This is a genomic window from Daejeonella sp. JGW-45 (assembly GCF_029360805.1).
In the GTDB taxonomy this organism is placed as follows: domain Bacteria; phylum Bacteroidota; class Bacteroidia; order Sphingobacteriales; family Sphingobacteriaceae; genus Daejeonella.
In genome coordinates, this window is the sequence record NZ_JARKNC010000008.1 from 123,652 (window position 1) to 136,911 (window position 13,260).

General features: G+C 44.3%; 10 protein-coding genes. All 10 read right to left on the reverse strand.

Features of this window, described 5'->3' with window-relative positions; genetic code table 11:
• Positions 1–16: 16 nt before the first annotated feature.
• Positions 17–1,141: a Gfo/Idh/MocA family oxidoreductase gene (locus tag P2W76_RS10015; RefSeq protein WP_276347677.1), complete on the reverse strand. Its 1,125-nt coding sequence runs from the start codon at positions 1,139–1,141 to the stop codon at positions 17–19.
• Positions 1,142–1,209: 68 nt separating this feature from the next.
• A complete protein-coding gene (locus P2W76_RS10020) occupies positions 1,210–2,049 on the reverse strand; it encodes a hypothetical protein (protein ID WP_276347678.1) in 840 nt (279 codons plus the stop codon).
• Between the two features lie 214 nt (positions 2,050–2,263).
• Positions 2,264–3,187: a Gfo/Idh/MocA family oxidoreductase gene (locus P2W76_RS10025; RefSeq protein WP_276347679.1), complete on the reverse strand. Its 924-nt coding sequence runs from the start codon at positions 3,185–3,187 to the stop codon at positions 2,264–2,266.
• A gap of 6 nt (positions 3,188–3,193) precedes the next feature.
• Entirely contained in the window at positions 3,194–6,280 is a 3,087-nt protein-coding gene (locus P2W76_RS10030) for a PVC-type heme-binding CxxCH protein (protein ID WP_276347680.1), read from the reverse strand.
• Positions 6,281–6,321: 41 nt separating this feature from the next.
• Complete coding sequence (locus P2W76_RS10035) at positions 6,322–7,254, reverse strand: hypothetical protein (RefSeq protein WP_276347681.1); 933 nt, start codon at positions 7,252–7,254, stop codon at positions 6,322–6,324.
• A 51-nt stretch (positions 7,255–7,305) separates the two neighbouring features.
• On the reverse strand, positions 7,306–8,082 hold the full coding sequence (locus P2W76_RS10040) for a PIG-L deacetylase family protein (RefSeq protein ID WP_276347682.1): 777 nt from the start codon (positions 8,080–8,082) through the stop codon (positions 7,306–7,308).
• Positions 8,083–8,102: 20 nt separating this feature from the next.
• Entirely contained in the window at positions 8,103–9,125 is a 1,023-nt protein-coding gene (locus tag P2W76_RS10045) for a Gfo/Idh/MocA family oxidoreductase (RefSeq protein WP_276347683.1), read from the reverse strand.
• Between the two features lie 67 nt (positions 9,126–9,192).
• Positions 9,193–10,215, reverse strand: coding sequence for a Gfo/Idh/MocA family oxidoreductase (locus P2W76_RS10050; RefSeq protein WP_276347684.1), 1,023 nt, complete (start codon positions 10,213–10,215; stop codon positions 9,193–9,195).
• Between the two features lie 142 nt (positions 10,216–10,357).
• Positions 10,358–11,401: an SUMF1/EgtB/PvdO family nonheme iron enzyme gene (locus P2W76_RS10055; protein WP_276347685.1), complete on the reverse strand. Its 1,044-nt coding sequence runs from the start codon at positions 11,399–11,401 to the stop codon at positions 10,358–10,360.
• 217 nt (positions 11,402–11,618) lie between these two features.
• Positions 11,619–13,244 carry a RagB/SusD family nutrient uptake outer membrane protein gene (locus tag P2W76_RS10060; RefSeq protein WP_276347686.1) on the reverse strand — a complete coding sequence of 542 codons (1,626 nt, stop codon included), beginning with the start codon at positions 13,242–13,244 and terminating at the stop codon, positions 11,619–11,621.
• Between the last annotated feature and the right edge of the window lie 16 nt (positions 13,245–13,260).

Sequence of the window (13,260 nt, forward strand, 5' to 3'; positions counted from 1 at the left end):
ATTATTAAAACTTAAATCATACCAAATCCACAACAGATTTAGTTTCGTGAGATTTTAAAGCTGCGTCAAACAATCGGTGACTCATTAAAGCCTCTTCAGGTGTCACACAGCCGAAGCGGCCATTTAACAGTCCTTCCCGCTCTGCGAAATAAGCTGCCAGCATCTGGAAAAAACAGTCAGAGAAGCCCGGTTCAAATATTGAGCCGGTGTTGGTTGGAAAAGGTACCTGGAACCCGAGATCAACTCGTTGCCACAGCTGCTCCTTTTCGCGCTTAAAAGTCCATAATGCTTTTGTATCCTTCGTATTATATCTTACGCCGCCCTCAGTTCCAAGAATTTCAATATACCATGAGTTAGTTTCGCCCGGTTTCAAACGCTTCATTTCAAGTGACATGGGGATGTCATTACCTTCTATTTTTACGGAAGCAGAAAGTGTTGCATTATTCCATGTATCCCCTTCGGCCCATCCGCCTTTTCCATCCGGTCTTTTAGTTATTATCTTTTGCAGGTGAGCATATACCTTGTCAGGTTTCCACCCCAGTCTAAGTGGAATATGCATCACATGCATGCCGAGGTCGCCCATTACGCCTATCTCACCACAAAACTTCGATTGTCTTTTCCAGTTAATAGGTTTGAGCGGATCCATATCACTGGAGTGGCAGAACCCTGCGTTTATCTCAATGATCTCCCCAATTTTTCCTGATATTACTTCATTGATAACCCTCTGAGGACCGGGTAAAAAAGGCATTTCTGAACAACATCTTACAAAACAGCCGGACCCGGAAATTGCCTCGTTGATGTTTTTTGCAGCATTAAGGTCTACCCCGAATGGCTTCTCGGCCAGGAGATCCTTTCCTGATTTAATCACCTCTATATAATACTGTTCGTGAAGAAAATGAGGAAGAGCTACATAAACCACATCTACTTTCGAAGATGCAAGCAGCTCTTTATAATCCGTAGTTAATAATTCCACCGATTGTATTTGCTCATACCATTTCAGGGCGTTTGCATCCAGGTCGCATACCGCTTTTAATTCAACTTTAACCGGGTAGTCGTTCAGAGAGAACCACCGTCCAAATGCGGAGGCTACTTCCTTACCCATTAAACCACCACCAATGATGCCTACATTTACGACTTTCATTCTTATATATATTTTTTTAATAAAAATGAAGTCCGTCGGGAAAACCCAGCGGACTTGCATAATTGTTCTTATTTATTCCCCTTAACCCAGCCTATTACGTCCTCTGGTTTGGCATTATCGTGAACAATCGCCATCAAAGCCCGTGTCATGCCCCCAGAATTAACATGCTGCACTACGTTTCTGCCATAAACGATCCCTTTAACACCCTGCTTCATTAACCTGTAAGTACGGTCTAAAAGCTCCTCATCGTCAGCACGCCCGCCGCCTCTGACCAGGATCGGCACAGCACCGGCTACTTCAACAACCTTGTGGTAATCTTCTACTTTATCACAAGGATCGGCTTTGATTATATCAGCACCCAGTTCTACAGCCTGTCTTACTAAAGGCAATATGATATCGATATTGCCGTCAACCATATATCCGCCTGCCTCACTGTTCGGACGGAACACCAATGGCTCGATCATCAAAGGCATCGAGTAGTGATCGCACATTGGCTTTAATTTCAGAATATTCTGGATACACTGATCAGTTACCTCCGGGGCTCCGGGTATACGGAACAGGTTAACAACCACACAGGTAGCATCAAGGCGCACGGCCTGAAGCACCGGTTCTTCGATCATTCTGCTATATAAAACTGATTGCAATTCCAGGCCGTAAACGTTTGCAACATCTGTTCGCAGCACTAAAGCCGGCTTCTTTTTGCCAGGTACTGATTGTAAATGATGCGCTTGTCCAACAGTTAATTGTATAGCATCCGGATCAGCGTCAATCAGGATTCTAACTGACTTTTCAATGTTCTCTATACCTCCTAAAAATGTCAATTCATTGAAAAATCCATGATCGATAGCCACATCAAAGCATTTGCCTGATTTTTCATTGAACAATCTATTTAGTCTACTCTTTTTCATCTTCTTTATTTTTATTTAATTAACAATTACTTTAATTTTCTCTTCCGGCCTTCAGATATTTCGAAAGAAGCTGATTCATTCCTTCAGCATTAGAAATACCAGAGCCTGCCGACCTTCCAGCGCGCTCAATTGAACCGATATTTTAAATGATCTGAGAAGGCAGAAGCCTTTGCATGAAATTCAAAAAGTGAGATCCATCAGGAACGCACTTTAATTATTTATTTTTTTTCCTACGTGATAATACATCCGACACGCTGACTGGGATACCACCCTTTCTCTTGCTTTCGTCAGCAGCATCCATAAATGCATAAATTTCTATAGTTTCATCCTCAGACACAGGAGATTTTCCTGTACGGAAAAACTCTACTATGGCGACTACCAGTGGACGATATCCTGCAAATACACCTATAGAAGCTATTTTTCCTTCTCCAAATGCCGTCCCTCCAAAACCGCTCTTTCCCTTCCTGACGCCACGAAAAACTCCTATGCGTCCATCACCCCAGTCGCCCACAACGACATCTGCACCATCGGTAAAGGTCCGGGTAACAGTCTTACAACCGGTTCCTCCCATTACTGTATAAAGAGACTCGACTGCATGAATACCATCCCAAAAAAGATCCACGTGCGACTTCTGTATCGGGGCAGGCCCGTAGGTGTTTGCTCCCAAAACCCTTCCAACAACTTTTCCTTCACGGATATCCAGGGCCTCCTTGACGTAACGGAGAGGCGAGCACGAAAAAGTCGGAACCTTATATTTTCGGGCCATTTTAAAGATAGCCAATACATCAGACAAGCTTGCTGCAAGTGGCTTATCCACATAAACGGGCTTTCCCGCCTTCAGTACCGGCATGATCTCTTTAAAGTGAGGCCGGCCGTCGTTTGTCAGCAACATAACAGCGTCTACCTTTTTTACCATCTCTTTAATAGAGCCTACAAACTCGACACCCTGACCTTTTATCGTTTCAGTAAAATTTTGAAGCTGTGCTTCAGAGAACTCTACATCCGGGTTACCCGGAGGATGAAAGATCGCTACCACCTTGCAACCGCTGAATTCAGGGCTGGAGCCGCCGGAATTGATAATTTCAGTATAGGCGGCGCTGTGAACTGAAAGGCCGATAACTCCAACTCTGATTTCCATTATAAATTAGTTTACCACTTTCATAATACCCCGCATCGTAAAAGAATGACCCGGGAAAGTACAAACGAATGGGTATTCACCAGCGGCTGAAGGAGCGTTGAATTTGATGGTTTCCTTGCCACCGCCATTTAGTAATTTCGTAGCATAAAGTACCATCTCGGTGCCAGGATTAAAATGCTTTTCGGCACCTTTTTCTCCTAACTCAAGCGCCTTTTGCGCTACTACGTCAGCTGTCCCCGGTTTAGAAATAAGCAGATTATGCGGCATCAAGCCTAAATTCTCTACAGTCATTTCCACAGGCTGGGAGGCCTTAACACTAAACTCTGACAAAAGCTGGCCTTTAAATTTAAACCGTAGTTCGTCGGTTGCTTCAATGGTAAGAATAGCCGTCTTGTCATTTTGAAATTCAGGACCCTTACTTACCACCGGCGCTGCAGGCTTTGGAGCCGCCGCAGGCATATTGTGGTTTTGGTGCGGATTAACAGCTGCCGTGTTTACCGGTGCTTTCCAGAATTTCTCGTAACCAATTCGGTGATTCATACCACTTACTGTTGAGTCAGATTTAGCCGGCTTAAAGGTATCTTTACCGCTCCAGAAGAAGTTTACCTTCTGTGCCGCCAGTCTTACCTGATATTCCGGCGAAGCAAGAACCTTTACAAGCAGCTCCCGGTTCACCACATTGTGCTGCTGGTGCAGCCACAGGATCTCAAGCATGGGTAACGCATCTTCCTTTTTCTTTGGATCTAATTTAGCGGCAAATTGCTGCGCTTTCTGGATCACTTCATCAGTATTTCTACCGCTAAGTTCAACACGCACTGCATGACGGATCCCATCAATCGGATGTCTGAATAATTCCAATAGATTTTCTACAGGTTGACCGTATATTGACACGGGCTTTTGTAACGGTCGGTTAGTAGCAACCATCCGGTAGATCCTTCCATGCGTATGATCACGGCTTATGTCTCTCAAGTTATAGGGAGAGTGAGTAATAACAGCCTGGTGCCAATCAGCGAAGTAAAGTGCCCCGTCAAATCCAACTACCCCGTCACTGGGACGGAAATTAGGATCTCCTGTATAGTCTTTACCGATCACACGTGGAGTAGCTTCAGAGCTTGGAGCAAATTTGGGATCGCTTCCGGTAAAGATCAAATTACCTACCTCTTCTCCTTCAATTACCCCTTCATCGAGGTAATTCAACTTATATCTTTTAATTCCCTGGAAACCAATCACATTGTACACCAGATAATTATTCTGGTACTCTTCAGGGAAGTTTCCACTCGATAATATCTGATTCGAAGTAAATGGCCTGATGGTTTGCTTGAATAAAGGACGTTTTTCAAAATCACCTTTATCGGTGGTCGAAGTCACGGTACGCTTGAAATACACCTGGTATGACCTGCCGCTCGTGCCGTCAGAGATAAATTGATTCCCCCATTTATCAAAGCTAATTCCATGGGGATTAGGACTGTTATCTACAACAAGCGAGAAGTCAAAGGTGCGCGGGTTAAAGCGATATAAGCCAGACTCGCCCGACTCAGCGCTTTTACGCCATGGTGTCTCAATGTTTTCAAGAATGAAAATACCACGCTGATAGTAGATATTCCCGTCAGGACCATAAATAAGGTTGTTTGCAGTATGGTGAGTATCATCAGAACCCAAACCGCCTAACATACGGTATCTCACATCCGCTACACCGTCTCCATTGGTATCCTTGAGGAATAAAATATCGGGTGCTGATACGACGATAACACCACCGTTCCAGAACTCGAAACCTGTAGGATTAGTAACATACGCAAATGTCGTGGCCTTATCGGCGACACCGTCTCCATTCTCATCGGTGAGTGTGACTATGCGGTCCCTCATTGGTTTCATAGGCTCCCACTTCGGATAATCAGCCCAGGAAGCAACCCACATTTGTCCTTTAGTATCCACCTGCATAGCAACCGGATTAGCGATCTCAGGGAACTTATCCTCGGCTGCAAAAACTGTAACCTTCATATCTTTGGGGATAGTCATTCGCTTGATCGCGTCTTCTGCGCTTAAATATTGCACGTCGCGGGTGATGTGTGTACCAACCGGATATGGCGGCGGGACGTTGCTGTCATCAACTTTGGCATCTTTACCCTGTGCCCTGACCCAAATACGCTTGTCGCGATTGGCGGTCATAGCTTCAAACATTTTCAATTCATTCTGCAGCGTAACGTGGTTACCATCCTGAATAGTACGCGTTCCCCAAACATCATTACCACTGGTTGAGCGGTAGCGGTTAAACCAATGCCAGTTCTTGTCTACTACGGCACTACGTAATGAATCAAGACCAACTTTTGCCATACTGACTTTTTTTCCAAACAGGGTCTCAGTGATGTAGAGCGCTACTCTCCGGTTCCCCTCATTGTTCAAATGAATACCATTGATCGTTAACGGTTCCTTGGTAGTGTCATACATCTTCTGGGTTGCATTAAACAGATCCACATATGCGACACCTTTTTCCCGCGCAACCTGCGACATGGCAGTTGAATAAGCCAGTAAACGGCGGTTATTCTCTTTTCCATCCGGCAAGTTCTTTGACTCCAGATTTTCGTGAGCTATAGGCGAAAACAGCACCAAACGCGGAGCCGCCTTTTTATCATATTTCTGTTTACGAGTATGATCTATAAAGGCAACCAATTGCTTTTTAAACTCAGCCGGTTTGTCTTCGAACGACTCATTATAACCAAAAAATGCAAAAATAACACTCGCGCCAACGTTTGTCAGATGCGTATCACTATCTCCGAAACCCGAATGGGCACGCGGGCGGTAGTGAACCTGATCACCGGTGTACCCCAGGTTCCTAAAAACTAATTTTCCTGTCGGGTAGGTAGATTGAAGGTAAGTCTCCAACCAACCGTCATGCTGCATCCGGTCAGCAAGTCCGTTCCCGATAATGGCAATCTTATCACCCGGCCTGAGGTCAAACCTGGCACTCTGTGTCCAGCTCACCAGGAAAATTATCAAGGGGATTAAAATTACAGGCGCAACCAATTTTAGAAGGAACCTGCCTTTTAAAAAGGCAGGTTGAACCGGTAATTTGTTTAGTGCTTTGAATCGATTCATCGTTTTATTATTATTATTATTTCTCTCAGCAATATACATTATTAATGCATTTCAACTGAACATGTACCCAGGCCGGACCTCAAAAAGTTGAACTGAACATTTGGGTGATCGGCAAGCACCGACATCGGCACAGATACGTCTGGAATATTGTTGGAAATCATGTATGTTGTCAACCTTTGTCCGAAAGGATTGTCATGCGCACCTGCGTGCCAGATTGAAACTTTCTCAGACTGCCAGGTTTCTTTAGGACCAACTGTTACTGCCTGCGTTGGGATCGTTGGAGCATTTCCTCCGCAATGTAATCTCGAGTTCTGTGCGATGGTTATTGGATGCAGATCGAGAACACGGGTGCTGAGTTGTTTATATTCTTCCACTGTAGGCGGGTTGTCGATGTACTTGCCCTCACGCATAGGTGGCTCATTAAAAGCCCAGTGCTTCACGTCGCCCTGACCTCCCTGCATAATAGCACATTTAGCTTTCGACCAGCTTTCTATATATTCTTTTGTATCAGCCTTTGCAAAATGGACGTTTTCATCAGGCATAACTAAATCCTTACGGATCCTGTTCAGACATAATGTTTTGAAAGCCCGCTTAAACGACAACGGGTGTGTTTCGGGTACTTCTTTACCATCGATTACCCACTCGTCCATGCACCAGAAATGTGCGTGTTTAAGAGACAAACCCATCTCGTTTACCAACATGGCAACCAAAGGCAATTGCTCTGTCGGACCGATCGGTCCGCATATACCTACAGGATTGTCAGCAGTAGCCGATTTCCAGGTAGTAATAAACTCAAGAGCCTCAGCCAAATAAAATTCTTCTATTGTATCATAGAATACAACTTTGAAGCCCGGCCTTGACATACCAATCATATCCTCAGCTGTCAAGCTTGCAATCTTATCTGTTACTTTCTGACCTAAATCCAAGGTAGTATAATCCCACCAACCCGGAGCAATCGAACTTTTCTTACGCATAATATATTTTTAAAAATGTTATAATTTATTGTTGTCTAATTCGTGTTGTTATTATTCAAACTTATAGTCATTATTAACCAGGTAGCACTCTCCCAGATCCTTCAAAGGATCAAATCCCTCCTCAGAAAAGCCCACATGCAGGTGTCTTCTCCATCCCTCAGCATGCTGAAAACGGCCAGACATTGTTCCTACAGTCAAAGAGAACTGCTCCATCGACTTGATGTAAGAGTTCATCTTCTGGCTATCTTCCAGCCAATTTTGCTGACTCCTGTGAGCTTCAAGCGCCTCACGTTTAACATGATGAACCGAACTTGTATCAATAAAGAGTTCAGGAATTACCTTCCGTCTTAACGGATCTAAAAGAGAGTGAGGCAAAGCATGGTAGACAGCACAGTCGTAATTATTGGTGGCGGAGTAGTCAGCAGCGAAATTCGGAACTCCGCGGATAAACGCAGCTGTAACGGCCAGGCGGCTGGTATTCATATGATCTTCCATGTAGTCTGAAGGTGAATGTGTCAATATCACGGATGGCTTTACCAACCTTACAATACTTGTCAACTTCCTGAGCAGGTCGAGCTCATAGAAAATCTCAAAGTCGTTGCATATCGGATCGTGGAATTGAGCTCCCATGATCTTCGCTGAATTTTGAGCTTCCTTCAATCTTATTTCTGTAGTTGTAGAAGAATCGGTTTCGATACTCCCACAATTACCCGTGGACAGATTCATATAATGGATCTCGTAGCCTTGATTTTTAAGTAAAATCAGGGTTCCGGCCATCAGGAATTCAATATCATCAGGATGTGCTGCTACTGCTAATGCTGTCTTCATCTTTTCCCTTCCGAATAATATTACAATCTCACTGGTTTGCCGGTTGCTGCAGATTTATCAGCTGCGAAAATGATCTCATGGGTTTTGATTCCATCTTTCAGGCTTGTAAGCGGCATATCCTCACCAGCTGCCAGGCTTTCGAAAAATGTATCGAACTGTGCCTGATAAGGGTGATCTGCTACATCTCCCGTATCGAGCATTTTCATGGCCAATGAACTCCACAAATGATGATCAGTTCCGAGTTTCTCGGAGTGAAACTTATCATCCAACAGGCTTCCTTCGCTGCCAAAAAGATGAGTATGGAAATAATATGGTTGAATACAATCAATAATAGCTGAAGACTTACCCACTCTCCCATCTTTAAATTTGAAGATACTTACCCTGCTAGTTGTATACTCATAAGCCTGAAAAATCGGGTTTTTAGATTTCGTCTCGTAGCTTGTGACTTCTTCAACGTCGGTTCCCATGAATAAAAGCAGGGCATCTAATGCATGGCAGCCAGCAGTAAGAATAGAGCTGCCACCTTTGTCCTTTTTAATATTCCAGTGGTACTGACCATACCAAGGACCAAGCCCATGAAGATAATCAACCTCAGCATAGTGGATGTCTCCAATCAATCCTGTATCCACAAGTGATTTAGTAACCATGAATTGATTAGAATAACGGCACTCGAAACATACGCAAACCTTTACACCTGCTTTTTTCACTTCAGATTCGATCATTAAGCAATCTTCCCACGAAAGCGCCATTGGCTTTTCAAGAATGATGTGCTTTCCTGCTCTTGCTGCAGCAACTGCCTGGGCTGCATGCTGGTCTGAGTAACTTGTGATTGACACTGCGTCGATGCTCTTATCAGACAGCATAGCGTCTAAATCAGTATAGGTTTTGATTGGAGTCCCCCATTTTTCACTTTCTGCTGTATCATCATGCGGTCGTGATGAATAAATAGCCGTCACCTGAGCATTTGGACTCTTATTAATAGCTGTAATATGTGCAGTAGCTACCCAGCTATAACCAATTATTCCTACATTATACTTTTTCATAAATGCTTATTGTTTAAAAAATTAGAATTGTTGTATTACTTACATGATTTAAAGACCGTTACTTTCGTTATTTTGCTTTGGCAAGGACACTTGCTAAAGTCACCGGCACGCCACCGAGCTTCTTACTTTCATCAGCTGCTTCCATAAATGCGTATATCTCCAGCGTCTCTTCTAAACTGACAGGAGATTTCCCGGTGCGGAAAAATTCTATAACTGCAACAAGCAATGGCCGGTATCCCTCGAACGTACCCAGATTGGCAATACCTTTTTCTCCAAATGCAGTTCCACCGTAACCTTTACTGCCTGTTCTGATTCCCCTGAACACGCCAATACGCCCTCCTTCCCAGGTTCCAACGATGACATCCGCTCCCTCTGAATGTGTACGCGTGACTTGCTGGCAACCAACTCCACCCATGATCGTGTAGAGCGACTCGACGCCGTGGATCCCGTACCAGAACATATCTGTATGCGCTTCCTGCAATGAGGCAGGGCTATACGCGTCTGCACCCAGAACTCTTCCTACTTTACCATTCCGGATCTCTTGCGCGCTGCTTACGTAGCGCAGACTTGAAGAAGAGAACACAGGTACATTATATTTTCTGGCTTCATTTAAGATGGTGATTACATCTTTAAGATTCGCAGCTATAGGTTTGTCAATGAATACCGGCTTCCTGGCCTTGAATACTGGCATCAGCTGCTCAAGGTGTGGTCGTCCATCGTTCGTCTCCAGCATTACCACATCCGACATTTCAAGCAACTTATCAACCGAATCAACGAGCTGGATACCGCGTTTTTTGGAATTCTCTGTCCACGTGGCCAGCGACTCAGCCTTGAACTCAACATCAGGATTACCTTTAGGATGATAGATTGCTACTACCGTAAAACCGCTGATGTCCGGATTGTTTGTTTCCACGTTCAGCATTTCCGAGAACGCCTCAGTGTGAACCGACAAGCCAATAATACCTACTCTAACCTTTTTTTGACTAGTGCTGTTTGCAAACAGTAAGGGCGACATGCCGGTTACTCCAACGCCTATTCCGGCAATTGCTGCAGTTTTCAGGAAGTTACGACGTAGAATTCTTTCTTTCATTTTAAACGTATTAGAGGGAAATCAAATTTCACTTTCTTGAAGAATTTAATCAGATACTCCTGTTTACATTAGTGATACTTTTTTCTATATCTTGTATTCTAATGGGAGATTGTTTCATTTATAGCAATTAAATATAAATTAATTACTTTTTATCCCGCGCTACACCTAAGGCGATTCTAAAACCGTCCCTGGAATCGGAATAGGCAATGCCCTGAAGTCCCAGACGGACCGCAATACGTGCGTTACCGGGAACGTCAAAATAATTTCCGCTGCGGCAAACGGGACGATAGTTCTGATCCACAAAAAGAGGCTCTTCATGACCTCCCTTAGGATCAAAATGGTCCAATACAATTTCCCATACACCACCGCACATATCCGCCAGACCAAAACCATTTCTTCCTTTTTCTCCAAAATGATCAACTGGAGAAACAAATGCAAAACCATCACTCCAGGGCGCTTTAGCTAATGGCCAGGTCTTATTTCGACCAGGCAGAAAGTCAATAGCGGAAATGTTCAACCGGCCTTCACCTTCGCTCAGATCATTGCCCCACCAGTAGTAAGTATCTTCACGTCCACCCCTCGCTGCATATTCCCATTCTGCTTCAGTAGGTAAGCGATATTCAAGTCCTTTTGGAAGCCGGCCCGCAGCCCTTTCCCGCTTAGTCAGCCACTCGCAAAATGCTCTGCCATCATTCCAGCTCACGCAGACCACCGGATATACATCTCTCAGGGGGAAACCGAAATTAGGATCTCGCCAGCTCTTACCGCTTAGAGATATCCAAGGATGAGGTGGTGCCTTAGCGGTGATCTTCCATTCAGGGTCGAAAACCTGGGTTTTGCCTCCTGGCTTCTCCGCATCTGTAATATACCCGCTTTCCTCAACGAAGCGTCTAAACTGGCCGACGCTAACTTCTGTACGACCCATCCAGAAACCATCCTTCACGCGCATCGGACGTGGGTGTTCACCTTCATAGGACTCGCGTGAAGTTCCGGGTGTTGCGCCACCTTCAATACCTGTAGCCCAGGCCTTTTCTGCAGCCGTGCTGCCCATTTTAAATTCCCCGGGCGGGATATAAAGCATCTCGAGAGACACACCTCCTCCCAGATCAAGTTTTTTTACCGTATTCTGCCCAGGTCTGTCTGCATCAGACTTGAGCTTGTCTGCGTTACCCTTAGCTGTTGCCATGACCCCAGGTATGGATCGTAAATCCAGAAAGACAATAAATACCAAAAATAAAATAAGCAAAAAAGTCCTTTTCATGATATTGATTTTGATAACTTGATTAAATTGTCAGAACAGAAACAATCATGTTATAAGCTTTTCCGGCCTGCAAATGCAGGCCGGAAAAGCTATATACTTCTTTCAATACAGCATAATTTTCACAAAATCCTATGTTTCCTGATCAATGGTCAGGGTTCTGAATTAACTTTGGATTCAGCTGAGTTTCAGTCAAAGGAATAGGGAGTAGTGCCCAACCCGGTTTATGTGTTCCTTTTTTATTTATCGTCTTCAGGTGACCTCTGTATTTTCCTGTAAGCTCAACTGATGCACCCGTAAAAGTTTCCGGAGTATCGGTTAGCTTCATTCCGTGGAATTGTTGTTCCATCACAGTAAACCAAATACCCCATCTGCGAATATCCATGTACCGGATATCTTTCTCCAGCGCGAATTCGATGCGCCTTTCAAGGCGCACTATCTCTCTTAATTTGGCGCGATCCAATTCCGTAACGGCAGGCATAGCTACTTCTGCCCTGCCCCTGACTTTGTTTATGGTCTCATCAAGCAGTTCCTGGGTGATAGCTTCATTATTTTCAAGTTTAGCCTCTAAATAACTTAAAAGCACTTCTGCATAGCGTATATGTATTACATCGTCACCAGATGACCCCATATCTCCGAGATAGCCTTCTGTAGCATACTTTTTCCAGCCATATCCGGTTGCACCAACCAAAGTCCCTATTGCGCTGTTTGCCCTTGTGAAGAGCTTCCCATTAAATACAGTATATCCAGGTAGGAAGACAGTAGCATACAGGCGAGGGTCGCGATTCTCGAATGGCTTAGCCGGATCATATAATGGCGATGTTTCAATGGGCAATCCGTCTTTCATCAAGTAGCTGCTTATTAGCTCCTCATAAACGTTAGTTTCCTGATAGCCACCGTAAGCGTCCGGAAGATAATTACGCTGAGCTTTGGTATTACCGAAAAGACCGGCGATGAAATTGGTTGACAAGATAGTTTCTTTAGTATCTTCTCCTCTTTCTTCGAATATAGCCTTGTAACGAGGGTCAATAATATGTACTTTCAGATCAATAATCTCTTTATAGGTTTTAGCGGCGTCAGCCCACTTCTTTTCCATGAGTTCTAATCTTCCTTTAACAGCAAGTGCTGCGGCTTTCAGTATACGCCCTTTTTCGCTCGCAGGTCTGGTGGCCGGCAAATCTTTTGCAGCTGCCGTCAGCTCAGCTTTAGCAAAATCCGATACTTCTGCCAGGGTAGCACGGACCTGGGTTTTCGACTCATCAACAGTTAAAACTTGCTTAATTAATGGAACCCCTCCATAAAACATTGCAAGTTGCCAATACTCGTAAGCTCGCAAGAATTTAGCTTCAGCAATCAGCTGGGCTTTCTTCGTTGCATCCATGGTTACTTTGTCTATATTAGCAAGAAAATAATTGGCCTTAAAAATGGTGCGATAACCCCTTGTCCAGATCGAACCAGCTACCTGGGCATCACTGGAAACCACGTATCCGCTATAAATAAGTCCCACTTTACTATTTTTATAGTCTGAATCATCGGTCATACTTGACAGGATAAGCAGCTCATTACCATTGTTATTACCAGTACCTACGCTACTCCCGTTGTACATCCCCGTTAAAGCCAGAAGAGCATCACCTTCACTATTCCAAAACGCACCCTCCGACAGGTCTGTCAGTGGCTGTTGATCCAGCAGATCTTTTTGACATCCGGATAGACTGACTATAGAAATCAGTATGCCTGCGCTTACTATCCTTATTCTATTAAATATTTTCATCTGTTTATTTGTTTGT